A 24,573-nucleotide genomic window follows, 5' to 3' on the forward strand; every position below is an offset into this window, starting at 1 on the left:
CATGCTCGCATCCATCATGCAGAAAGTACGGGGAACGAAAGACGAAGAACAGGAACAGGGCCAAACGGACGGCTACAACCGGGAACTGGTGAGTACCATTCAGCCACAGGGCGGCATCAAGTTCAACGAAAGCTATATCCGTAAAGGCGACGGGTATGAAACGTGTGTGCATATTTACGACTTTCAAACGATCGTGAATGACTTCTGGTTACAGGAAATCATGAGCATGGAAAACGTGATTGCGGCGCTCGATGTCGCCACGCCGGACCGCCGGGAAGTGATGTCGAAACTCAACAAAAGCATGGCCGAACAAAAAACCCGGACGATGCAGGCCAAAGAAACGGCCGATGCGATCGAAGCCACGGAATCGTTCGAGGAACTCTCCGGCGTGTACAACGAAATCCGGCAGGGTGAAGTCGTGAAACGCATTGTGTTGCGGCTGTACGTCTCCAATAAGACGCTCGATGAACTGGAAGTGACCGTCAAGAAGGTGATCGACCATCTGGAATCCCTCAACTTCCGGGGGTCCGTCTTTCTGAATGAACAGGAATATGAGTGGGGCAGTTTGTTTGATAGCTTTTCGCATCAGATGAAATACCCGAACAAACGCAAGGGCATCGAACTTCCGGCGTTGTCGCTTGCCGGGGGCTTTCCGTTCCATTACACGTCCCTGGATGACCCGTTCGGGACGCACTACGGCACGACCGATACCCACGGGAATGTGATTTTTGACCTGTTCCACCAAGATCATCAACGCAAGTTCTACAATGCCGTGATGGTCGGGAAAATGGGGTCGGGAAAATCCACGCTGCTGAAAAAAATGGCGCTCGACAATACGATCAAAGGCCACAAGGTCCGGGTGTTGGACGTAACCGGGGAATTTGGCGAACTGGCCGACGCCCTAGACGGCCAAAAAATTGCGCTTGATGGTTCGGACGGCTCGATCAATCCCTTGCAGGTGTACCGGTCGGAAACCACGGACGAGGGAACAATCAAACAGGAAGCATCGTTTGCGAAGCACCTCTCCAAAATGCAGGTCTTTTACCAGTTCATCAGCCCGGACGTGAGCAACGAGGAAATCAAAGAATTTCAGAACACCCTGCGCCGCCTGTACGTGGAACAGGGGTTATGGTCGGACGAGATCGACCCGGAAGAAAACAACATCACGGAACGACAACCGGACGAATACCCGATCTTTAGCGATCTGCTAACCATGATTCAAGATGATCTCTACATCAATAAAGAACAAGGCTTAGTCAACGAAGATGTAAGTGTTCACCGCCGGGAACGGCTGGAAAACATTGAACTCAACATCAAGAACTTAAAGGAAACCTACGGGCGGCTGTTTAACACGCACTCCAGTCTCACGGACTTTGATAAAGAGGACTTTGTGGCGTTTCATCTGCGGAACTTGTCGGAGCTGTCGGCCGAAGTCTTTCAAGCCCAACTGTTTAACGTCCTCAATATGCTGTGGGACGGGATGCTCGGGAACGGCAACCCTCAACTCCGGGCGTTCAACAAACACCGTCTGCGGTTCGAGGATGCGGCGCGGTACTTGATTTTGATTGACGAAGCACACCACATCATTAACACCCGGAAAGGCTCGGAACACGGCGTCACGTTCCTCCAGACGTTCATGCGGGAAGCCCGGAAGTATTTCGGCGGCCTGTTTTTTGCCAGCCACGTGATCGAAGATTTTGTTCCAGCCAATGCGAACGAAGGGGCGGCCGAAGAAGTGAAAAAGCTGTTCAGTTTGACGCAATACAAGTTCATTGGCGAACAGGATAGTGAATCGCTCTCCCGGCTGAAAGATATTTTCGCCGGACAGCTCAACCAGTCGGAATTAGAACGCATCCCTCAACTCACCAAAGGGGAAGTGATGCTTTCCATATCGTCGGTGAAGAACATCAAAATGAAAGTGGACGTCAGCAAACAGGAACTAGACCTATTCGGGGGAGGGGCGTAAGACCATGAACACGGTAGCCAAAGGAGCCGCCAAAGCCGGGGGTGCGTTACTCAAACTGGGAACATTGAAACTGCGTATCATCATCGGATTGTCGGCGCTTCTGGCCGTCTTTCTCACCGTGATGGTGATTGGTTTCTTTCAAGTGATGATGGATACAACCTCGGATAATAACAGTACCTCCGGCACATTCGTGGCCGGAGGAACGCAGAACATTTCAGCCAAAATTGAAAACCTGCGGCCGGTGTATGAACAGTATGCGGAGGAATTTGGGGTCAGCGATCAGGTCAATATCCTCATGGCATTATCCATGCAGGAATCTGGCGGCCGGGTCGATGACATTATGCAATCCTCGGAATCGCTGGGCCTTCCTCCGAACACGATTGACGACCCGGAACGCTCGATTGAACAAGGCGTCCGGTACTTCTCGAAGGTATTAGAAGATGCCAATGGTGACGTGAAACTGGCCTTACAGAGTTATAATTTCGGCGGCGGTTTTATTGATTATGCGAACGCCAACAATGACGGCGAATACTCCAAAGAGGTAGCCATCGAGTTCTCTCGTCAGCAGTATCAGAAAGTCAAAAGTACCGGAAACTATTCGTGCATCCGGCCGGAAAGTGCGGAAACGGGTGCTTGTTACGGCGACATTGGGTACGTGGATGCGGTGATGAAATACGTCACCAATACGGCAACCACAGAGATTCAAGGAGACGTGGCCGAAGTCGTTCAAGTAGGCGAAAAATGGATTGGCAACAGCAACTATGTGTTTGGCGGCGGCCGTACCCGGAGTGACCAACAGGCCGGACGGTTTGATTGTTCCAGTTTTGTGTTTTGGGCGTATGAACAGGTCGGGGTGGAACTCGGAAACCTCGGCTCGGTGAACACGGATTCGCTCAAAACGAAAGGCCAACGGGTCGATTACTCGAACGCCCAACCGGGTGATCTGGTGTTTTTCGATACCTATAAACTGGACGGCCACGTTGGGATTTATGCCGGGGACGGCAAGTTTATCGGTTCGCAGGGAAGCACGGGCGTAGCGATTGAAAGCATGGAAGATGGTTATTGGGGCGACAATTTCAATGGCCGGGTCAAACGGATTTCGTCATAACAGGAGGGACAGGATGGATACGATCAAAACCTTTAAATACTTCTCGATCGTGCTTCTTTTTCTATTATTGTTGTTCAATGGGTTTTTCTTTTTTAGCAACCAGACGAACGCTCCCACGGAAGCCGAAGCAAACGAATTAGAAAGCCAGGTGAGCCAATTACAAGAAGAAAACGACGCCTTAGAACAGCAGGTCGAGTACCAGTCCAAAACCGAACGGGAAGCCCGGTTCGATGAACTGGAAAGTCAAACTGCTGCGTTTATGAATACCGCTTTTGTGCATACCACGGACAATTATGCGAAGCAAAAGGACAAGGCAGAAAACATCATGAGCGATCAACTCATGGACCGATTTTTCTCTGCGGAGATGTACGGGGGCGGCGAAGTCACGACCGATATTGCGAACGATGAATACTTTATTAAAAACATGGAAGATAGCGAACAAGCCCAAGTGATTGTGCGGCTCGATCATCAGATTCATTACACCGAAACCGGCACAGATGAAACCAGTCCGGTACTCATGAAAGTTTATTTTGAACGACAAAATGGCACATGGGTCGCGCAACGCATGGAAGATATTTCAGATACGGAAGGAGGATTCGATGCTGAATAAAGACCGATTAAACCTGCGAAAAAAGACCAGCAAGTGGTTCGGAGTGATCACAGCCGTGGTGGTGTTAGGCTTCATTGTATTTAGCACATCCAACCTGTACATGGAGGAAACCATTGAGGTTCAAGCGTCTCCAATTGGCGAAGAAATCAGCACCAGTGGGACCAGTGATGTGGAAGTGTTGGACTGGATTTACGACCAAGAGAAGCACAAAATGCAGGTCGTTATTGATATGAACGATCTTCGTTTTGAACAGGATTCCCTGCAATTTATGAGCAAACAACGGTCCGACGGCGAAGAACTTCCGGTCGAAAAAACGTACCAGATGAACGACTATGCGGTGGTTGAAATCAGCCAGATTTCGGCCAACTACCAACAGGTATTGCTTCAAATCGACCAGCAAACCGAACAAGAAAATAACGATTCTGCAACCAATTCTGCTTCCGAAACCAACACGGAAGAAGTCGAAATAATGGTTCAACTGTACACCGATTATCGGAAAGTGGAAGAAGCAACGATACCTTCCAATGATGAATACAGCTACGTGAAATACATCATGAACACGCTCATTCAAGACACCGAAGAAACCATTGAAACGAAGAAAGAGGAACGCCAAACCTTAAAACAAGAGATCGCTGATCTCGACGAAGAAGCCAATCAAATTGAACAAGAAAAGACGTACCAAACGGATGAAGAACAAACCGAAACGGACGGTTATTTAAACTCATTGGAAGCTGAAAAGAAACAACTCCAGGGCGATATAGATGCACTGGATGAACAGATCAAAATGGCAAACCAACGCATCGACAGTTACGAAGAACAGAAAAAACAGGAAAGCATTTCGCTCCAATAAGAAACAGGTTATCGGTCAATTTTTGACCGAAACCCTGTAAATGAACAAGGTCACGTTGTTCACAAATCCGTGAACAACCCCCGTTTTTGTTCACAAATCCGTGAACAAACTGTTCACAAATCCGTGAACAAAAGCAATTTTTACGATAGCACTCCAAAAACCCGGCACTGCCGGGTATATCACAAAGTGATATCATTTTTCCCTTATGCTCTTGCAACTATTTTGATCTTGCACCGGGGTTGTTATGAACTGGGGTTATTTTGTTACAGGGAAGGAGCAAAAACAATGAACATTTTAGTGCGTGAATTAAGTCCAATCGTGATTCAAACGATCGACGAACGAGCCAAAAAACGAGGGCTTTCCCGACAACATTATCTGAAAGAATTGATCGAAAACTACGTAATGCAAAAAGAACTAAACGAAACCGATCAAGCCTACAAAGCATTAATAGAAAAAAACACCGAAGCCCTGAACCAATTCAGTGAACAGATGCAACGACAAAATGAATGGCTGACAAGCATGAGTGATGATATCGATGCGGTACGAGAGGAAGGATAACGCATGGAGGTCGGAAGCAAAACAGCCGTCGTGGTGAAGTCGGAATTTACAATGGGAAAAAGCAAAGCCAACAACAGACGATATTCCACGTATCTTGATTACATGGACCGGGACGAAGCAAAAAGCGAACAGGATTTTGCTTCATATAATCACTACATGGATAACGACCAGAAAGCATCATCGTTATTCAATGCGTATCACGATGATTTAACAGACGAACGGAAAGAACAAGTGATGGATGATTTTAAACAGGCCCAAAATAAAGGAAGCATTTTGTATAAAGACGTGATCTCTTTTGACAATGAGTGGTTACAGGAAAACGGCATTTATGACCCAACAACCAAACAGGTAGATGAAAAAAAGTTGAAAGAAGTTACCCGCGCAGCTGTGTCCGATATGCACGAAAAAAATAACTTTAAAGACACCATGACGTGGACCGGAGCCGTTCACCATAACACCGAAAACATTCATATTCATTTGGCTTCCGTCGATACAGAACCGGGAGACGATCAACGGGGAAGACGTAAACTGAAATCATTGGAAGGGATGCGGTCGGCGTTCGTCAATAAGATTCAAGATCGTTCGTTTGAACACAAAGAAATTAATGATCTGATGCGAAACAAGATCGTGAATAAGAAGAAAGAACAACCGGACATGAAAGGCATGGACCGGGGCATGAAAAAAGACTTTCTGGCGATCAAAAAGCAACTGCCCGAAAACAAACGATACTGGCAATACGGGTATCAAAATATCAATCATGTGAAACCCGATTTGGATAAACTAACGGAAAAATATCTGAACAAAAACTTTCCCAAAGAAATGAAACAGCTCGATCAAAAATTGAATAAAGAAGAAAAGATGCTGAAAAAAGTGTACGGAGAAGGGAACGAATCTCGGTACAAAGATTACAAACGAAACAAAAAAGATGATCTGTATAAACGTATGGGAAACACGTTCTTACAGGAAATGAAATCGTATGATTATAAGGAAAAAAATATCGAACAAAAGCAACGTTCTTCTGGCACAAACCAGAAGCGAGTGAACTTTCAAAAGAACCGGGCCTTGAACCAGATACAGTATGGATTGAATCGGGTGGTCCATGCGGAACTGAACAGCTATCAGAACCAGAACGCCTATGAACAGATGCAACGAAATATCCAAAATAACCAGAGGGGGCAATCCTTATGAGTGATGTTATTAGCCGTGTGCGGCTATCCGAAGAAGCCGATGCTTACGTCAAAGAAATGAAAGAAAAACGAAACGAAAGTTCGCAGGCCAAGATCATTGACCAACTCCTGTTAGAACACCAACAGGAACACAAAGATTTGGAAAAGGGAGACTACGTGACATCCATGTTAATGGCTCAAATGAACCAAAAAATTGAACAGGAATTTCATAAATATTTTAATCGGTTACAGCTGGGCGTGAACAACACGGACCGTAATTCGCAGATGCTTCTGGAACTGATGAACGGCTTAATGGTTAGCAGTAATATCTCCGATATTATGCCAACCAGTGAATTTACCTCGAAACCATATACCACGGCCAAAGAAGAAGTGAATGAACGAATTGCGAACCTGCAACAACGAAAAGCCGAATACGAGAAGAAACAAAATCAACCACAAGGAGGATAACGATGAGCCGACAAGAATTTGGGTTTATTCAAGAAATGGGTGAAACAGACGTGGTGGTGGTGGTCGAAAAACAAGAAATGGTGATTCCGTTAGAAGCCAAAGATATGGGCCTTCTGCAACAGATGATGGTGGAAACAGATATGGAATATGTGTTGGTTGATCTGGACGAAAAACAATTAATTTTCGACAGTGATGTGATGGAAGGCGAAGCCAATAATCCGGCCTTAAAGGATCTCGATGTGGGCGTGGATGATGATGGATATGTGCGATAACAAAGGAGGGCAACCGCATGGCGTATAAGAAAAAATCAGCCGAAACGAAACGGCAGGAAGTGGAACAGTTGGCCGAAGATCGGAACGATCAAGTAGACAGTCACTTTCAGTCCTCGGACAACATGAAGGAATACTTGAACTTTATGAGCAAGTTCTATGATTACTCGGTCGGCAACTCCACGCTGATACAAAAACAGTTTCCGGGTGCGAACGCCGTGGGCGGTTTTCAGTTCTGGAAAGAACAGGGCTTTTCCGTTCAGAAAGGCGAAAAGGGAAGCAAGATTCTGGTTCCGGCCCCGTTCAAAACCTTTGAACGACAGGAGAACGGTGAAACCAAACAGGTGGGACTGAACAAGGCCACGAAAGCCGAAAAAGCGAAGATCGACCGGGGCGAAATCAACGTCCAGGAACACCGGCATTATAAAACGGCCGCCGTATTCGATATTTCCCAAACGAACGCCACGGCCGCCGATTTACCCAAGATTTATCCAAACAAATGGCTGGAAGGCTCGGTCGAAAACTATCAAGCCTTTTACCATTCAATGGAACGATACAGCAACAACATGAACGTGGACGTGTTGACCGAACCAATGGAAGAACTCGGGGCGGCCAAAGGCCAGTACATCGAATACACACAGGCCAGCCCCGGAGGGGCATCATCGTTTCACCGGGCGATTCAACTCAATCCCCGAAACGATGAACTCCAGAACGTAAAAACCCTCATCCATGAAGCGGCTCACGCTCAACTGCATGGCCGGGACAAGGAAGGCAAGGACCTGCCGCACTCGGAGAAGGAATTTCAAGCCGAAATGACAGCCTATACGGTGAGTACGCATTTTGGACTGGATACGAGTGATTATAGTCTGGATTACCTGCATACCTACAACCAACAGCATGATACGACCACCGACAAAGTGGCATTGCTTCAAGGCGTCAAAGATACATCGTATGACATGATTACGCATCTGGAAGATGATCTGCAGATCGAAAACACCTACGAAGAAGCAAGCACCAATGAATTACAAGAGCGATTCCAAAACTATGAAGTGGTCGCCAATGGGACCGTTCAAACGATTGGAGAGATGGATGCTGATACCTTCCGGTCCACGTTTGAAGATCGGTACGGCAATAATTTATTGGCACATGGGGATGTTCGAGGGGAAACGGTCGAACAGGAAGTGCAAGCCTTTAACGACCTTAAAGACCCGGCACTGGCTAGTCATAACAACGTCAAGATCGTAGACCCAACGATCGAAGAACCGCAAGCCTATGTGGAATGGTCGGAAACGAAGATGGACGGCAACGTGATGGCTCTTTCGGAGATGGATAAAGCCCTAGCCCAAGCGAATAGGAACAGCATGGGAGACATCGGGTACGACAAAACCAAAGTACAGGTGATGATGCCGCCCGATGAAGCGAACGAACAGCAGGTGATAGCGGCTGATCGGCTGGAGATCGGGGATGGCTCGTACCATGATTTAAAATCAGAACTTGATCGACAGGGCTATTCCTTTCACCGGGAGCATTTGAACGATCAATCGTATCTGCAAGAGATTTACACGCCGGATGCCTTTGAACAAACCTTTGAGGATTTAGCGGTGAAGATTCAAGAACACAAAGACGGACACACAAGCATGGATAACTCTGATCTATACGAAAGCCAACGGCAGGACGTACAGGCGTTTACCGAAGAACATGGGTACGTTCCTGGGGCAACGGCCGAAGCGATTCATCAAGCCACGACTATGGACGTTCAAGAGCAACAACAAGACCGGGCAGCAGTCAATCAAAGCGTCCAGTTAGCATCGGCTTATACGTCCTATCACGATCATGTAACCAACGAACAAGGGCAAAAGAACCCGGACATGGAAACGGTGCTTGATCGGGTGGAAAGCCAAAACGCCTATGAAGCCTTAAAAGAACAAGCCGTCGATCAGAACGTGCTGACCGTGGATACCGTGGACCGATTGGAACAACGGCTGAAAGGCGAAACGATCACGGAAAAAGAACCGACATGGCCGTTTGAACAGGCTGACACGAAAAGCGTCTCGAAAGAGGAAACCGTAGAAGAAAGCCCGACCCGCCAGACGGTACGGCAGAACGGCATGAGCATGTAGAAAGGAGGGAGTATATATGGCCAACCGGCGAGTAAACAGTGAAGAAATCGAACAGGCTAAAACCGTGGGGATTATGGATTACTTGGATGCGAACGGCTTGGAGGTGAAACAGCAGGGCAACGGCCAGCCGCCGTATTATAACTTAGTGGAAAACGACAGCTTGGTCATTCAGGGCGAAAAATACTACTGGAACAGCCGACAGGAAGGCGGTTACGGGGCGATACATTTTGCGATGACCTATCACGATCTCTCCTTTCCCGATGCCGTCCGGCGCATTAATGAACACGAATATGCGCTCGACCGCCAGCCGGTGCAACAGGTGGAGAAAGAGCCGTTTTCCTACCCTTCACATTATGAAGTGGCCGATACCTCGAACGTCCGCGACTATTTGGTGAATGATCGGAAGGTCGATGAACGAGTGGTCGATTGGTGCTTGAACAAAGATTTAATCGTGCAGGACCGGAAAGATAACTGCGTGATGAAATGGAAAGACCGGGAGGGGGAAACGATCGGAGCTGATCGGCAGGGAACACAACCGATGGAGGACGGGAAGCATTTTAAAGGCGTGGTGAAAAGTTCAGCCGAAGATGGCGGTTTTGCGATCAATGTCGGCAAGAACATTGATAAAATTGCGCTGTTTGAAAGCCCGATTGACGCCCTTTCCTACTGGTCGGAGAAAAAGGGAGACGTTCAGAATACCCGATTGCAGAGCATGAGTGGCTTGAAAATACAGGCGGTGAAACGGGGCTTACAGGACTTACAGGCCGACGGCCACAAAGTCACGCAGGTGATCTCGGCCGTGGATAACGATGCGGCCGGAGAGCATTTTCACGACAAACTGAACGACTATATCAACCCGGATGCGATTGTCGATCACCGGCCCACGAACACGAAAGACTGGAATGAGGAACGGGAGCATGGGCTTCAACAGGACCAGAAACGACCGCCACAGGCTAAACAGTCGTCTCTGTCGATGGGTTTGACTTAAAAAAGCTCAAAAAAATGTTAGAATCAGGAAGAAGAGGTAAGGATACACTTCCTTCCACCTATTCCCCTATGATTTATCAAAAAGTGAGAAAAAGGCCAATCGTAGGTTTTCGGTTAGCCTTTTTCGTATATTTAAGGTTATTCAATCCAATAATCTAAGGCTTTTTTTAGGTCCTTCATTTCATTTTCACGTGCCGATGTTAAAACTTTTTCTTCTGTGACTATTCCGAAACCCTCATAAAGTGTTAAATGGTCGGTTTCAGATAAGAAAATACTGAATACTTTAGAGTTCCTTCTAGGCTTTCTGTTTTTTTCTTCAAAAATGATAGAAAATCCATCCCATCCTAGAGGAGATAAATCTACTTGTGTAACATTAGATACAGAAAACGGAGTACGAATATTTTCCGTTCCAGAACTATCTTTACCCACGCAGTCCTCGTTTATTAAATCGACATAAAGGTAAAACCCATTCTCTTGATCATTGGATTGCATATGAATGACACCCTTTCCATATTCCATGTATTACTGACATCGTAGCAAATATGCGTAGAAAAGGATGGAACGTATCTTCGGGTGAACGGCTCCTATTTTAGAATAGGGTATAGCCTATCTTAGAATAGCCCTGGGGTTTTTGAAGATAGGGTTTATCTTAAACCAAAGGAGAGAGCTACTATCATCAAAGGGAATAGGTAGGACTATGGCATTAACCTATTTCTTTCCGTTTTTATTACATAGTGGGAAAGGGAACTTATAAAAGGTAAAGAGGTGATGACATAAATGAATAAAAACGATACCGTCTTCTGCCTTATGCTTATGGTAGTATCAATCATGGGTGGGTTAGCATTAAGAAGTCTTTGGGAGTATTCGATGATCGTTGGAATTAGCTTAGGAACGATTTTTCTTTTGAGTGCTGCATTTTTTGCAGGTAAAAGACAGAAAAACTCTAAGACGTAGTAATTTGTCATGCCCTTTGATTGTTCCGATCATTCAAAGACTTGAGCAATATCAGTGAGAAGATACTTATATACATTGGGAGAAATCATTATGAGGGATGAAGAAAAAGAAAGAGTAGACGAAGCCTTAGAAGGAATGGCTATTCTTGACTTTATATATATCATACCTATGTTTATGCTATTTTCGTATTTACCTACTTACGGGTTTTGGAGCGGTTTGTTAAATTTAGTCATTATCGTTTTAGTTGGTTTCGGTTTAGCTTATCTTACTCGTACCATCATTTCGTTATATAAAAAGCGAAAAACAAAAAACATTGAGTAAGCAATCGTTTAGGAATGAAAGGGAATAGAGAAGGATATGCACCTATACTTAGCCTATCTCTCTTAGAAGCATCATAGTGGATGGAACGGACCTGTGACGGGTCCGTTCTTTTGCTTTTCTGCTATCATCTAGCGTTTTCTTTATGCTTTCGTCTGCGATCGAATACTTTATTACACACCATGGTAGCTAAGACGCCCATGGTGACAGCGATAAGTGCCTGAATAACATAAGGCCAAGACGCTAGGGAATCTATCGTAAAAACGATGATGATAGCAAAAATCCCGGATAGTAGTCCTTGTTGCCATTCGCTCATTACCCAACGCTCCCTTCAACAACAAAAACGAATGTAAAATAATCCCTTTTGTTATTCTACTAGGAAATAGAACCAAAAGAAATGAAAGGTGGGACTAGAGCTTAAGCCTTTGTGATTTTAATCATACGGACACATTAACGTATCTAAGGAAAGGTCTAGCAGCGTGGCTAAGGCTTCAGCTTCCCGAAAACCGATGTTTGGCACTCGGTTCGCTTCATAGGCTTCATAGACAGGCTTTGATACCAAACACATGGTACAGACATCTTTAACGGTTAAATCTTTGGACGTTCGAGCGTGATACAATAGATCGCCAATGTAATGAGGGGAACGGGCGTCCCGGATAGATTTATTCATTTATAATGACCTCCAATTTTTTTCGACCGTTCGAGGGCTTGTCCGGCATCGGTGAGCGAAGATGCGTACATAATAATGCCGCCGCCATACCGGTCTTTTAAGGCATCAAGCGTCTGGTTGAGGGATGACCGGTCCTCGACCTCATCAAATAAACTTAACTGCCGGTGCGTGTCGGGTTCGACCTTTTCAAGGGATAGGCCGATGCGCCGGACCGGTGTGCCAACCCAGTGCCGATCAAACAGCTTCTGACAGGCATGATAGATCACCCGGCCGTCATTGGTCGCCATGTTTAAGGTTAGTTGTCGGGAAAAACCGACCGGGTTCTCATACGTGCCGCCGATGCCTAGCGACAGTTGATTTCCGATTAATCGTTCGTCTCGGGTGCGGCGGGCCACTTCTTCGGCCAGTTCTCGCAGAATCACGAAAATCTCGGTTCGTTGATGGTAGTCCCTCGGCAGGGTCATGCCGTGGCCGATGCTCTTTTTCTGCTGATGGGTGTCGGGAGTAACGGGAGACGGGTCGATGCCGTTCGCATACTGCCACAACAGCTCCCCGTTGATGCCCCACCGATGCTGTAATTCCTCCACGGGATAATTGGCTAAATGGCCGATCTTGCGGATGCCCGTCTGCATGAAGTGTTTTTCCATGCGGTTGCCCACACCAAACAGCTCGCCAATCGCAAATGGCCAAAAATCATTGGCTAGGCGGTTCTTATGAAGATGAAAGATTCCTCCAGGGCGCTTTTTGGCTTGCAGATCACATGCACTTTTCGCCAGAATTTTATTTTCGCCAATGCCGATACGGGCATAGATGCCAAATTGTCGCAGGATGGCTTTTTGAAGGCTTTTAGCGGTTTGCTCGGGCTGGGATTGATGGACGGTTCCGGTGAGTTCGATAAACGATTCATCCACGGAGAACGGCTCCACTTGATCGGTATACGTTAAAAACAGTTCATTAATCTGCGTGGATATGTCGATGTACAACTGCATCCGGGGTTTGAGGACCGTTACCTCGGGACAAAGGGCCTGAGCTTCCCAAAGGGCTTGGGCGGTCTTGATGCCGTAGCTTTTCGCCACGGGACAGGCGGCTAAGATCACGCCACTGCGCCGGACCGGGTCTCCGGCCACCACGACCGGATGCTGGAACAGGTGCGGATGATACACTTTTTCGACCGACGCATAGAAACTCATCATGTCGATCAGAAACACCACTCGTTTCATCGGTTCTCCCTCCTTTTACGCCTGCCACGCCACGGCTTGTAGATGTTCGACAAAAATCGACAAGACGACTTCCCCCACTTGAATCCATATCTGCGGTGGTCGATCCCGAAAACGGGCGATATAACCGGTCGCCGTGTGGAACTGGCCGTCCTGCCAATACGTGACGTCCAACAGCCACGTATACGCCATACCGTCATGAATCATCTGCATCACTTCCTCGATCATCTGGTCGTCCAGTTCGGGAGGGTGCTGCCATGTTTGGGCTTTCTGCCGTTCAAGCCATTGTTTGCGCCATTCCGGGAGAATCATGCGGCTACTTTCCCAACGAAGATTGCTGTTTGGCGTTAGTTTGTTTGGTTTCATGGGTATCACGTCCTTTCGTTACTATCTAGTATACACGAACGTGCGTTCGTTTAAACAGGTATTTTTATATAAATGTATTATTGTATAATTTACTCAAAAATGCTAAAATGAATATAGAAGTTGAGGTTAGATCGAAAAAATGAGGAATTGGCATGAATCAAGACTGGAACATGGAAGAACTAGAAGCCAAGATTTACAACAGTGCCAAGCAATTATTAATGGTTAGTGTCATACTCATTGTGGTGTCCACGGCATCCCTTTGGTTGCAACAGTGGTTCTCATGGCTGGCGATTGCGTCCGTTCTTCTGGCTCTGTCGTTGTTCACTTTTATCAAGGTGGTTCAAATCTTTCAGTGGCAGAAACGGATTAATAAATTGATGCGAAGAAAATGAGAAAATAGGAAGGATGAATGCCGATGCAACAGTTTGCTTTTGCGATTACAGACAACTTTTTTCCAAACGCTTTAGAGGGAGAGATTCAAGCCGAGCATGAAGAAGCTGCTAAAGCGAAAATTAAAAGCATGTACGCCCAAGAATTAGATACAGAAGAAAAGGATATTGAAGTTTTGACGCTTTATAAGGTGTAAGTAGTATAATGATGAATAAGAGCCAATTGAGAAACTAGTCTCTCGATTGGCTTTTTACTGAGCACGCAATTAAATGGGAAAAAATCACGGTGAAATGATAAAAACCAACGAAGATACCAATATCAAAAGATAGAAATTGCAAAAGAATAGCTCGATATTATGACTTAAAGGAGAAAAATACATATGAACAATTTTCAAGAAAAAGTAAACTTTTTGTGGTCGATTGCAGAGATACTCAGAGGACCTTATAAACCAGACGATTATGGGAAAGTCATCCTCCCGATGGCTGTTTTGCGTCGTTTTGATAATGTACTGGAAGATACAAAAGAAGAAGTACTACAACAATACGAACAATATAAACATCTATCCGAAGAAGCACGTGAGCAACTTTTGAATCGTGCATCCCAACAACGCTTTCATAATACGAGTAATTATGACTTTCAAAAGCTGTTGAATGACTCGGATAATATCGCAGAAAACCTGCGCGATTACATTAATGGCTTTTCCAAAACGGCTCGAGAGATTATCGAGTATTTTGATTTCGACAAACAAATCGAAAAGATGGAGCGGAATGACCTGTTATATCTAACAGTCAAACGCTTTGCGGAAGTGAATCTGCATCCCAATACCGTATCGAATGCAGAAATGGGTTCGATTTTTGAAGAATTGATTCGGCGCTATTCGGAACATGCTGAAGCTGGGGATCACTATACGCCAAGAGAAGTAGTACGTTTGATGGTAGGGCTAATGTTTAACGAAGACGATGACGTTTTAACCAAGCCTGGCATAACGCAAACGCTGTATGACCCATGTGCAGGAACAGGCGGAATGGGTTCCGTGGCCCAGGAATATTTAGAAGAAATGAACGATTCGGCGGAATTGGAGTTCTTTGCGCAAGAATTCAATGAAGAATCGTTTGCGATGTGTAAAGCAGATACGTTAATTAAAGGCGAAGAAGCGAGAAATATCCGCTTTGGGAATACCTTGTCGCGCGACGCTTTTCCAATGGAAAAGTTCGATTATTTGATCACGAATCCGCCTTACGGGGTGGAATGGAAGCCAGTGGAGAAAGCAGTGAAAGAAGAGTATGAAGACTTAGGAATGAATGGCCGTTTTGGTGCCGGACTTCCACGTATTGGAGACGGACAGCTATTATTTCTTCAGCACTTGGTTTCGAAAATGAAGCCAGTAACAGAAGAAAATCCGAAAGGCTCGCGCTTGGCCATCATTATGAACGGTTCACCATTATTTACAGGGGACGCGGGAAGCGGAGAGAGCGAAATTCGCCGTTATGTGATCGAAAACGATTTAGTGGAAGGCATTGTCGCCATGCCTACAAGTTTATTCTATAATACGGGCATTTCCACCTATATTTGGATTTTAACAAACCATAAGGCAGCTTGGCGGAAAGGAAAGATACAGCTCGTTAACGCAGTGAATTATTACCAGAAAATGCGAAAGAGCTTGGGAGAAAAACGACATGAAATTACTCCTGACCAAATCAATGAAATCATTCGAATGTATGGAGAATACAAAGAAAACGAAAACGTGAAGATTTTTGACAATGAAGACTTTGGTTTCCAAAAGATTGTAGTCGAACGACCACTGAAACTCAATTTCAAAGTTGATGATGAACGTATCGATCGGTTATATGAGCAAAAAGCATTCCAGAACCTAGCAAAATCAAAGAAACAAGGCGAAGCAGGATTGAAAGAAGAAGAAGCTGGAACCAAGCAGCAACAAGTCATAATTGAAGCATTACAGAAGTTGAATGATGGAACGATTTATAAAAACCGGGAGATATTCACGGAGAAACTAAAAGCAGCGCTGGGCCAAGCGGGTTTAGACGTGAAAGCTCCCTTACAAAAAGCAATACTAGCAGCTTTCTCAGAAAAAGATGATACTGCAGAGGTTTGTACGAAAAATAAAAAAGGCGATGCAGAACCTGATCCGGACTTGCGAGATACGGAGAACGTACCACTTAAAGAAAATATTCATGAGTATTTTGAAGAAGAAGTCTTGCCACATGTGCCAGAAGCTTGGATCGACGAAGAGAAAACAAAAATTGGGTATGAAATTCCGTTTACTCGTCATTTCTACAAGTATCAAGAGCTTCGGTCGTCTGACGAAATTAAAGCTGAAATTCAAGAACTCGAATCAAGCATTTTAGAGAAGTTGAAGAAGGTGATAATGTGAGTATTAAAAAAGAAAGTGGAGTTGAATGGATAGGAAAAATACCTAAACATTGGAAAGTAGAGAGGCTCAAGAACTCTGTTGAAAATTCAAGGAATGGGGTTTGGGGGGAAGAGCCCAAAGGAAATAAACTAGATTATCCTTGTGTTAGAGTAGCCGATTTTGATAGAGATAATCTATCTGTACAAAATAAAGAATTGACTATTCGAAACATTGAAATGTCAAACATCGAAAGTGTTCTATTGGTACACGGAGACTTATTGATTGAAAAGTCTGGTGGAGGGGAGAAACAACCAGTTGGTTTTGTTGTCCAATATACGAAGAATCATCCAGCAGTATATGCTAATTTCATAGCAAAGCTTTCAATAAATGACAAAATAGCTGTATCTGGATATCTAAAATATCTACATGCGACATTGTATAATCAAGGATTAACAAAAAGGTCTATTAAGCAAACTACTGGCATTCAGAACTTAGACTTACAATCATATTTAAACGAAATCGTTGTTTATCCGAATATATCTGAGCAATCGATTATTGCGAACTATTTGGATCAAAAAACTAGTGAAATAGATAAATTAATTGCAGATAAAGAAAAGCTTATCGAATTGCTTAAAGAAAAACGTCAAGCGATTATTACGGAAACCGTTACGAAAGGTTTGAATCCGAATGTGAAAATGAAAGATTCTGGAATGGAATGGTTAGGGGAAATTCCGGAACATTGGAAAACAAGCAAAGTTAAATACACTACTTATGTAAAGGGAAGAATAGGATGGCAAGGTCTAAGGTTTGAAGAATTTGTAGATGAAGGGCCGTATTTAATAACAGGAATGCATTTCAAAAACGATTCAGTTAACTGGGAAGCATGCTATCATATTTCACAAGAAAGGTACGAAGAAGCTCCTGAAATTCAAATTAAGGAGGGAGATCTTTTATTAACGAAGGATGGAACAATTGGAAAATTAGCATATATAAATTATTTACCAGGTAAAGCATCATTAAATAGTCATTTACTTGTTATGAGACCTAGTAAGAATTTATATAAAAACAAATTTATGTATTGGTATATGAAATCGATATCGTTTATAAACTTTATAAATATTAACCAAAGTGGGACAACTTTTGCAGGGATATCTCAACAAAGCATCGAAAATTTATCATTTCCTCTACCTGGGTTAGAAGAACAAGAAAAAATTGTCAATCACTTAGATAATGAAATTAGTATGGTAAATAAATCTATTGAAATGGTATCAGAACAAATTAACAAACTAAAAGAATACCGACAATCCCTCATCTATGAAGCAGTAACAGGGAAAATTGACGTTCAAGAAATGATGAACGAAGCTGGACAAGAGGAGGTGCCTTCCTCATGAGTATCGACACAACCGAAAAGGGATTTGAAGAAAGTATTGAACAAGAGTTAATGCAAGCGGGATATAGGCAACGAACGTTGTTAGGCCCCGCACTAGCTGCCTTTCAAAAATGGGCCATCGATCAAGAAGTGTTCTTTGAATTTTTAGAAGCCACCCAGTTTAAAGCGATGGAACGGTTACGAAAAGTGTATAAAAACAACATGCACTTCAAAGTGATGGAGCGCTTAGATAAAGAACTTAATCGACGGGGCATGATTGACTGTCTGCGTCATGGTATAAAGGATTACGGTGTAACCTTGCAACTGGCGTATAATAAGCCGCCGACAGATATGAATAAAACGTTGGTAGAAAACTATGCGAAAAATATATTTACAGTAAGTCGCCAAGTGTATTACAGCTCTAGTAATCGAAATTCGATTGATATGATGCTTTCATTAAACGGGTTGCCTGTAGTGGTCATGGAATTGAAAAATCAATTGACGAGCCAGACGGTGGAACATTCGATCAAGCAGTTCAAGAAGGATCGAGATCCGAAAGAACTGCTATTTCAATTCAAAAAAAGAGCGATCGTTTATTTCGGGGTAGATACAGACGAAGTATACATGACGACCAGGCTTCAGAAAGACAGTACATTTTTCCTTCCCTTTAATAAAGGGAATAATGGAGGAAAAGGGAACCCGCCAGTGAAAGGAGACTATCGCTCCTCCTATTTATGGAAAGAAGTACTGCACCCGGAGAGCTTGATGGATATTCTTTTTCGCTTCGCCTATGTGCAAAAAGAAAACGTTCGTGACAGTAATGGTGAGATTATTGATGAAAAAGAAGTCGTGATCTTTCCGCGTTACCACCAGTTGGATGCGGTGCGTAAAATTGAGCAGGATGTGACAGTGCAGAAGGCTGGACACAATTATTTAATCCAACATTCCGCTGGCAGTGGAAAAACCAACAGTATTTCTTGGCTCGCTCATCGATTGGCAAAGTTGCATGATGAAAGTGATACGTCTTTATTTGACAGTATCATCGTTATCACAGACCGTAGAGTGTTGGATAAACAGCTTCAAGATGCCGTCTATCAACTGGAGCATAAAGCGGGGATGGTCGAAAAAATTGATGAAGACTCCAATCAATTAGCTCAGGCTATTCAAAGCAAAACCAAGATTATTATTACGACTCTGCAGAAATTCCCCTTTATATTAGATAAAGTAGGAGAATTTCACCGAGGTACATATGGCATTATTATTGATGAAGCGCACAGCTCTCAGGGGGGGAAGGCTTCCAACGCCATGACTTCGCTTCTTTCTAATAAATCACTAGAAGAGGCATACGAAGAAAATATTCTGGAAGAAGGGGAAGCGACCGACGCAGAGGAACGAATGATTGAAGCGATTGCCAAAAGCGGTAAGCAGTCGAATATTTCTTTCTTCGCCTTTACCGCCACGCCGAAATCGAAAACAGTGGAACGTTTTGGAACCGAAAGGGAAGACGGAACCTATGGGCCGTTCCACTTGTACTCGATGCGCCAAGCTATTGAAGAAGGATTTATTCACGATGTGTTAAAAAATTATGTAACGTATAACACGTTTTATAAAGTCGAAAAGAGCATTGAAAATGATCCGGAAGTAGCTAAAAGCAAAGCATCCAAACAAATTGCGCGTTATGTTTCTCTGCACCCGCATAACATTTCTCAAAAAGCGGAGATCATGGTGGAGCATTTTCGCAGGGTTACTAGGCATAAAATTAATGGCCGGGCAAAAGCCATGGTTATTACAGGCAGCAGGCTTCATGCTGTTCGATATAAGCACGCTTTTGATAAATATATTCGCTCTCAAGGGTACACGGACTTACGTACGTTGGTCGCTTTCTCTGGGACAGTTGAAGATAATGGGCACCCCCACACAGAAGCAGGAATGAACGACATCAATGAAAAAGAACTGCCTGAAAAATTTCATTCAGATGACTACCAAGTGTTAATTGTGGCTGAGAAGTATCAAACCGGTTTTGATGAACCATTGCTGCATACCATGTACGTGGACAAACCATTGGATGGTATCAAAGCCGTTCAGACATTGTCGCGGTTAAATCGTACTTGCAAAGGTAAAGATGATACGTTCGTTTTAGATTTTGTAAATGACCCAGAAACGATACAAGCTGCCTTTCAAACGTACTACGAGGTTACTGGTCTTAGTGAAACGACCGATCCAAATATCCTCTACGAATTACAGCATGATCTGGACGCGATGCAGGTATATACCGAGGAAGAATTAGAAACTGTAGCAAATCTAGAGTATAGCGATCAACCTGGCAAAAGTGCGCGTTTCCAAGGACAATTGAATGCAGCGATTGATCCAGCTGTGGACCGTTTTAATGAGCTCAGCGAAGAAGAACAGGAGCATTTTAAATCTTCCGCCATGAAATTTATTCGCACGTACGCATTCATCCTTCAAATAGGCCCATTCTCAGACGTGGACCTTCATAAGCGTTTTATTTACTTGAGTTCATTAATGAAAAAACTACCACGTAAGGCAGAGGACCCTGTTTATTTGTCCGATGACGTGGCATTAGAATATTACCGAAATGAAAAAAGTTTTGAAGGAAGTATTTCTCTAGATGAAACTGGAGGAGAAAATCTAGATCCAGGCCAGCACGGCGGCGTAGGTAGCAAGGAAGAAGAAAAAGAACGTTTGTCTTCGATCATTGATCGTATCAATGAACGTTTTGGGACAGAGTTTACCACGGCAGATAAACTGTCTAGAGATCAATTGGTTGAAGACATGAAAGCGAATGAAAAATTAGCTGAAAAAGCTCGGAATAATACAAAAGATAATTTTAAATTCGGTTTTAACCGTACGTTCATGGATTTTGTGATCAGTCGTATGCAGAATAATGAAGAATTCTTTAAAAAAGTTCTTGAAGATACGGAGTTTAAAGAGTTTTTAATGGAAGATATGATTGATGAAGTATATGAAGGATTAAGAGAACAAAGCCCACCAAACTAGAAAATCAAAGACATAGTGATCTATAAGAAGAAGTAAGTATTTCTTAAACTTGCTTCTTCTATTCTTGTTTTGGTTCATTTGGGTATACCCTAAAGGTCAAAAGCGAAATGCTGGCATATCAATGTTTTTTAGGGTTCTTTTAAATGGTTCATTTACATTCAACAGTATGGAGGGGATAATATGGAAATAGTAATGAATATATTTATAAGTATATACGGGCTTCAAATGGTTTTGTTCGTGCCGTTGGCCCTGTTTAATGAACTAGCCATCATTAGTGATCGAGGAATGAAAAAGTATATGGTCAGTATAGGCGTCAATGCTTTATTTCTCCTTTTAATCGCTGTAATCGTAACTTCATCAAACCCGTTCATATAGATACGGCCACCATCACTATATCGAAAAGGAGTTTTTACTATGAACATCATAGAACTATTTAACAGCATTGATCGCCAGACCCTCGGAATGATTATTGTCGGTTTCATCGTTGTTCATCTGATCGTGTTTGGTTTTATCTTTCATAGCCGTTCTCATGCTATTATTAAGGTTATTTTTGGGACGGCGGCCGGATTGCATATCGCATTTATGACGATAATCTACTTTGCTATATAAGGAGCTGTTGATGATGTTCTCCGTGGAAGAATTAAAAGAGTTTTTTTATGCCGCTTGGACCTTTGTACTGATTAGCGGCATGGCGATTCTATTCATCGTCCTCTATGTAACGAAAGGACAAGCGTATGCATTCGTTCTTACAGTCGGCATTGCTTTTTTAGTGCCAATGATGCTTCTTTATTTTTTCGCTCAAGTATTGATTTGACCAATGAGTAGATCATTAGGACGGCGAATAGCATAGGAAAGAAATACTTCTGGAACAATCGAAGAAAACCAGTTGTTTTTCTATTAACATTAAGCGCATAGACATAAACGAAAAAGAAAGGAGAAATGTTGTGATACTTATTGGCAATATCGTGTGTTTGATTTTATTCGTGTTCTTATTTATTCACTTTTACCGGAAAGCTGAATGGCTTTCGTTTGGTATTACCTGCTTGGTAACGGTGCTTGCAGTGGTGAATATCATTCTCTATGGGATGGATATAGATGGTTCGATCACAACGACCATCGAGACACTGGAAACGATCGTTAATGTTTTATGGAGCATCGCTATGGTGGTAGTGATCGGGGGAACAGCTTTCTTATTCTTCGTGAAGCAAAAGAAAGAACTCGCTACGAAACTTGGCATGACAGGCATTATATTGTTAATGATTGTGTTTCTTGCGAAAGAAATGATTCCCGTTTAATAGGGAAAATCGGATAAAAGAAAAGGAAGCGTTACGATGGAAGGCTTTTCGATTTCAACTCTTATAACAGCTGTGCTCGTACTGGTGGTTTTGGTGTTCCTGGTGCAAGGGATGGTTTATCTCTATCAATGGTGGCAGAAAAAGCGGCAGTTCCAGCGCATCATCGACAGCGGCCTTCCGTCCATCGACCAGATGGACGGGGCGCAGTTCGAGTATTTTCTGGTCGAGCTGTTCCGGCAGTTGCAATACAGGGCCAAAGGCTCGAAGGCGTCTCACGACTACGGAGCGGATCTCATTTTAGATAAAGAGAACCGGATTGTCGTACAGGCCAAACGGTACGGCGTGAACAAGAAAGTGGGTATCAAAGCCGTACAGGAAGTGTATTTTGCTCAAACCTATTTCCAAGCCGAGGAAGCGTGGGTATTAACGAACAGCTTGTTCACCCAAAGTGCCAGAAAGGGCGCTGATAAAACCGGGGTGAAGCTGTTTGATCGGAAGGACTTGCAGCGGTGGCTCTTGCAGGTCAATCCGGCCCTTGATGCCAAGACTGTGGTTGAAACCGTGAAGCCGAAGGAACGGAAATGTCCAGCCTGTGGCGGCCGTCTGGAAAAGCGTACATCGAAACACGGGGCGTTTATGGGATGCAATCATTATCCGAATTGCACACATACCGAACCAGTCAATGCCAAGAACTAAGCAAAGGAGAGTAACCGAATGGCTGGCAAACATATCGGCTATGCAAGAGTAAGCACGAACGAACAAAATTTAGAGCGGCAGATGCAGTTACTCCGGGAAGCCGGATGCGAAAAAATCTTTACGGATAAAGATTCTGGCCGACAAATGAAGCGTAAAGGCTGGGAAGAAGCGAAAGCCTTTTTACGGGAAGAAGATATCTTATTCATCCATGACCTTAACCGGCTCGGTCGGAGCATGGAAGGCATCAAACAGGAATGGGAAGCCTTAACGAAAATGAAAGTGCATATCGTGGTGCTGAACATGCCAATTTTAGACACCCGGAAGTACGGAGAAATGGAAATCGTGGGCCAGATGGTGATGAACCTCTTAAGAGAAGTGTTTGCATGGATGGCCGAAGAACAATGGAAGCAACGAAAAGAAGCCCAAGATCAGGGCATAGCGATTGCAAAGGCACAGGGCAAATACAAAGGCCGTCAAACCGAATTTAGTCCCGAAGGTAAACACCGAGACAAATACTACATGATTTTAAATCTTCTGGAGCAGGGCTACGGCCAACAGGAGATTGCCAAACGGATGAACTGCGGCCTATCTACGGTCAAACGAATCAAGAAAAGAAATGATCTCTAAAATCTCAGGAATCTTTAAACTGAAAAATTTTTAAACATAGAGTTTTCCTTACAAAACTAATTGGCTGGTGGTTTTCGTATAGTATATTCATTTTTATATAATTGTATAAATGTATTAAAAATGATAAGGTTTATATAATTAAAATTTGAGAAAGGATGGTCATAAATATGACGAGTAAGAACTCAAGCAACGGTGATTTAACGAATGAAGAATTTCACAACAAAACCCGAAAAAGAAACCCAACTGAAGAGATAGAGAACCCGTTTGAAGAAGCTGATAAGCAGAACGAAAATACTTCAACGTCAGCGCGTAATGTAAAAATTACGTCTGACAAAGAACCGATTGAGAAAGCTGAGACATTTAATAAAAATCAAAACAAGTATGTGACTGTAAATTGTACTCGAAGAGATCGTGATAGACTTAAAGCCATTGCGGTAATGAATGACACTACCATGATTCACTTAACAGAAATGGGAGTCTCTCATTTAGTTCATAAAGAAGATTTGAGTATCAAAAATAATATTGAAGAAAACGATCGACATACTACTATACGTGTGTACCCAGACGATAGAAGTTTATTGAAAAAACTATCCTTCAAACACACAACGACTATGGCTAATGTTATTTCTAACATGATCGACTACTTAGAAGAACGGTACGATTATTAAACAAGGGAGACTTATTATTTATGGTGGGCATTGAAGTATTAGATAAAGGTAAACAAAAGATTGCCGAACAGCCATTAGGTATAAGGTTCTCCTTATTCTTTGGCTTCCTTTTGATAGTCTTTTTACTGTTTTTAATATTTCCACAAACGTTTATAGTGGTTACTATCATAGCCCCAATAGCACTCGCTTTAGGCATTGCTATTGTATACACTATGGCTCGTATTTTAATTGGTCTTATAACGATTATTATTTGTATTACTGCTTTTGTATTGCTTTTCCTCGGACTTAGTAATCTTTTATTTTAAGAATTATTGTGACTTTTATATTTTTTAAGGCTTTGGTGTTTAATAGCCTTACTCATAACTGAGAGCATAAAATAGTTTGTGTAAACGATCGATCACCAAAAAAGGAAGTCCTTTTCTAGTAGAATGAAGTTACCGACCACATCCACAGAAAAGAGGACTTCCCTATGAATAATTTTACTACAGATATTGCTCACGCTCTAGTCCAAC

General features: G+C 43.4%; 29 protein-coding genes. 24 read left to right on the forward strand and 5 right to left on the reverse strand.

Annotated features, from left to right (window positions below):
* Window position 1 precedes the first annotated feature (1 nt).
* The 10 genes from CHL76_RS12045 to CHL76_RS12090 all read left to right on the forward strand — a co-directional run bounded on the left by CHL76_RS12045 (window position 2) and on the right by CHL76_RS12090 (window position 10,103).
* Window positions 2-1,966, forward strand: a complete 1,965-nt coding sequence (locus CHL76_RS12045; RefSeq protein WP_233133396.1) for a VirB4 family type IV secretion system protein — start codon at window positions 2-4, stop codon at window positions 1,964-1,966.
* Between the two features lie 4 nt (window positions 1,967-1,970).
* Window positions 1,971-3,074 carry a bifunctional lytic transglycosylase/C40 family peptidase gene (locus tag CHL76_RS17290; RefSeq protein ID WP_233133397.1) on the forward strand — a complete coding sequence of 368 codons (1,104 nt, stop codon included), beginning with the start codon at window positions 1,971-1,973 and terminating at the stop codon, window positions 3,072-3,074.
* A gap of 13 nt (window positions 3,075-3,087) precedes the next feature.
* The gene (locus CHL76_RS12055; RefSeq protein ID WP_094908697.1) at window positions 3,088-3,684 is read left to right on the forward strand and encodes a hypothetical protein; all 597 of its coding nucleotides are present in this window, start codon (window positions 3,088-3,090) and stop codon (window positions 3,682-3,684) included.
* Window positions 3,674-4,534, forward strand: a complete 861-nt coding sequence (locus CHL76_RS12060; RefSeq protein WP_094908698.1) for a hypothetical protein — start codon at window positions 3,674-3,676, stop codon at window positions 4,532-4,534. The genes CHL76_RS12055 and CHL76_RS12060 overlap by 11 nt, the downstream gene beginning before the upstream one ends.
* Before the next feature lie 285 nt (window positions 4,535-4,819).
* Window positions 4,820-5,092 (forward strand): hypothetical protein, encoded by a 273-nt coding sequence (locus CHL76_RS12065; protein ID WP_094908699.1) that lies wholly within the window; start codon window positions 4,820-4,822, stop codon window positions 5,090-5,092.
* A gap of 3 nt (window positions 5,093-5,095) precedes the next feature.
* Entirely contained in the window at window positions 5,096-6,280 is a 1,185-nt protein-coding gene (mobP2, locus tag CHL76_RS12070) for a MobP2 family relaxase (protein WP_094908700.1), read from the forward strand.
* Complete coding sequence (locus CHL76_RS12075; protein WP_094908701.1) at window positions 6,277-6,726, forward strand: hypothetical protein; 450 nt, start codon at window positions 6,277-6,279, stop codon at window positions 6,724-6,726. Before mobP2 ends, CHL76_RS12075 begins: the two co-directional genes overlap by 4 nt.
* 2 nt (window positions 6,727-6,728) lie before the next feature.
* Window positions 6,729-6,998, forward strand: coding sequence for a hypothetical protein (locus CHL76_RS12080; RefSeq protein WP_094908702.1), 270 nt, complete (start codon window positions 6,729-6,731; stop codon window positions 6,996-6,998).
* Window positions 6,999-7,015: 17 nt separating this feature from the next.
* The gene (locus tag CHL76_RS12085) at window positions 7,016-9,115 is read left to right on the forward strand and encodes an LPD25 domain-containing protein (protein ID WP_094908703.1); all 2,100 of its coding nucleotides are present in this window, start codon (window positions 7,016-7,018) and stop codon (window positions 9,113-9,115) included.
* 16 nt (window positions 9,116-9,131) lie between these two features.
* A complete protein-coding gene (locus CHL76_RS12090; protein WP_094908704.1) occupies window positions 9,132-10,103 on the forward strand; it encodes a DUF3991 domain-containing protein in 972 nt (323 codons plus the stop codon).
* Window positions 10,104-10,240: 137 nt separating this feature from the next.
* Here the strand turns inward: CHL76_RS12090 and CHL76_RS12095 are convergent, their stop codons facing one another.
* Window positions 10,241-10,594 (reverse strand): hypothetical protein, encoded by a 354-nt coding sequence (locus CHL76_RS12095; RefSeq protein ID WP_094908705.1) that lies wholly within the window; start codon window positions 10,592-10,594, stop codon window positions 10,241-10,243.
* A 285-nt stretch (window positions 10,595-10,879) separates the two neighbouring features.
* On the opposite strand from CHL76_RS12095, the gene CHL76_RS17220 reads away from it, so the two are divergent.
* Both CHL76_RS17220 and CHL76_RS12100 read left to right on the forward strand, forming a co-directional pair.
* Entirely contained in the window at window positions 10,880-11,056 is a 177-nt protein-coding gene (locus CHL76_RS17220; protein ID WP_186807353.1) for a hypothetical protein, read from the forward strand.
* Window positions 11,057-11,146: 90 nt separating this feature from the next.
* Window positions 11,147-11,377 carry a DUF6007 family protein gene (locus tag CHL76_RS12100; protein ID WP_222594642.1) on the forward strand — a complete coding sequence of 77 codons (231 nt, stop codon included), beginning with the start codon at window positions 11,147-11,149 and terminating at the stop codon, window positions 11,375-11,377.
* 124 nt (window positions 11,378-11,501) lie between these two features.
* Here the strand turns inward: CHL76_RS12100 and CHL76_RS12105 are convergent, their stop codons facing one another.
* The 4 genes from CHL76_RS12105 to CHL76_RS12120 form a co-directional block, all read right to left on the reverse strand.
* Complete coding sequence (locus CHL76_RS12105) at window positions 11,502-11,690, reverse strand: hypothetical protein (protein ID WP_094908706.1); 189 nt, start codon at window positions 11,688-11,690, stop codon at window positions 11,502-11,504.
* A gap of 117 nt (window positions 11,691-11,807) precedes the next feature.
* Window positions 11,808-12,044 carry a hypothetical protein gene (locus CHL76_RS12110; RefSeq protein ID WP_094908707.1) on the reverse strand — a complete coding sequence of 79 codons (237 nt, stop codon included), beginning with the start codon at window positions 12,042-12,044 and terminating at the stop codon, window positions 11,808-11,810.
* Window positions 12,041-13,264 carry a DNA polymerase IV gene (locus CHL76_RS12115; protein WP_094908708.1) on the reverse strand — a complete coding sequence of 408 codons (1,224 nt, stop codon included), beginning with the start codon at window positions 13,262-13,264 and terminating at the stop codon, window positions 12,041-12,043. The genes CHL76_RS12110 and CHL76_RS12115 overlap by 4 nt, the downstream gene beginning before the upstream one ends.
* A gap of 15 nt (window positions 13,265-13,279) precedes the next feature.
* Window positions 13,280-13,627: a YolD-like family protein gene (locus CHL76_RS12120; protein ID WP_094908709.1), complete on the reverse strand. Its 348-nt coding sequence runs from the start codon at window positions 13,625-13,627 to the stop codon at window positions 13,280-13,282.
* A gap of 152 nt (window positions 13,628-13,779) precedes the next feature.
* Between CHL76_RS12120 and CHL76_RS12125 the strand changes: the two genes are divergently transcribed.
* The 12 genes from CHL76_RS12125 (at window position 13,780) to CHL76_RS12180 (ending at window position 24,366) form a co-directional block, all read left to right on the forward strand.
* The gene (locus CHL76_RS12125; RefSeq protein ID WP_094908710.1) at window positions 13,780-14,019 is read left to right on the forward strand and encodes a hypothetical protein; all 240 of its coding nucleotides are present in this window, start codon (window positions 13,780-13,782) and stop codon (window positions 14,017-14,019) included.
* 17 nt (window positions 14,020-14,036) lie between these two features.
* The gene (locus CHL76_RS17100) at window positions 14,037-14,213 is read left to right on the forward strand and encodes a hypothetical protein (protein ID WP_158219174.1); all 177 of its coding nucleotides are present in this window, start codon (window positions 14,037-14,039) and stop codon (window positions 14,211-14,213) included.
* A gap of 183 nt (window positions 14,214-14,396) precedes the next feature.
* Window positions 14,397-16,409: a type I restriction-modification system subunit M gene (locus tag CHL76_RS12130; protein WP_094908711.1), complete on the forward strand. Its 2,013-nt coding sequence runs from the start codon at window positions 14,397-14,399 to the stop codon at window positions 16,407-16,409.
* Window positions 16,406-17,779 carry a restriction endonuclease subunit S gene (locus tag CHL76_RS12135; protein ID WP_094908712.1) on the forward strand — a complete coding sequence of 458 codons (1,374 nt, stop codon included), beginning with the start codon at window positions 16,406-16,408 and terminating at the stop codon, window positions 17,777-17,779. Before CHL76_RS12130 ends, CHL76_RS12135 begins: the two co-directional genes overlap by 4 nt.
* Entirely contained in the window at window positions 17,776-20,775 is a 3,000-nt protein-coding gene (locus CHL76_RS12140) for a type I restriction endonuclease subunit R (RefSeq protein WP_094908713.1), read from the forward strand. The genes CHL76_RS12135 and CHL76_RS12140 overlap by 4 nt, the downstream gene beginning before the upstream one ends.
* Window positions 20,776-21,189: 414 nt before the next feature.
* A complete protein-coding gene (locus tag CHL76_RS12150) occupies window positions 21,190-21,384 on the forward strand; it encodes a hypothetical protein (RefSeq protein WP_022794996.1) in 195 nt (64 codons plus the stop codon).
* Between the two features lie 10 nt (window positions 21,385-21,394).
* Window positions 21,395-21,589, forward strand: a complete 195-nt coding sequence (locus CHL76_RS12155; RefSeq protein ID WP_143747461.1) for a hypothetical protein — start codon at window positions 21,395-21,397, stop codon at window positions 21,587-21,589.
* 130 nt (window positions 21,590-21,719) lie between these two features.
* Window positions 21,720-22,070 carry a hypothetical protein gene (locus tag CHL76_RS12160; protein WP_094908715.1) on the forward strand — a complete coding sequence of 117 codons (351 nt, stop codon included), beginning with the start codon at window positions 21,720-21,722 and terminating at the stop codon, window positions 22,068-22,070.
* 36 nt (window positions 22,071-22,106) lie between these two features.
* Complete coding sequence (locus CHL76_RS12165; protein ID WP_094908716.1) at window positions 22,107-22,766, forward strand: restriction endonuclease; 660 nt, start codon at window positions 22,107-22,109, stop codon at window positions 22,764-22,766.
* An 18-nt stretch (window positions 22,767-22,784) separates the two neighbouring features.
* Window positions 22,785-23,393 carry a recombinase family protein gene (locus CHL76_RS12170; protein WP_094908717.1) on the forward strand — a complete coding sequence of 203 codons (609 nt, stop codon included), beginning with the start codon at window positions 22,785-22,787 and terminating at the stop codon, window positions 23,391-23,393.
* Between the two features lie 167 nt (window positions 23,394-23,560).
* Window positions 23,561-24,061, forward strand: coding sequence for a hypothetical protein (locus tag CHL76_RS12175; protein WP_094908718.1), 501 nt, complete (start codon window positions 23,561-23,563; stop codon window positions 24,059-24,061).
* 20 nt (window positions 24,062-24,081) lie between these two features.
* On the forward strand, window positions 24,082-24,366 hold the full coding sequence (locus CHL76_RS12180) for a hypothetical protein (RefSeq protein WP_094908719.1): 285 nt from the start codon (window positions 24,082-24,084) through the stop codon (window positions 24,364-24,366).
* Window positions 24,367-24,573: the final 207 nt, after the last annotated feature.

It is taken from the genome of Marinococcus halophilus (genome assembly GCF_002265875.1).
Taxonomy (GTDB): domain Bacteria; phylum Bacillota; class Bacilli; order Bacillales; family Marinococcaceae; genus Marinococcus; species Marinococcus halophilus.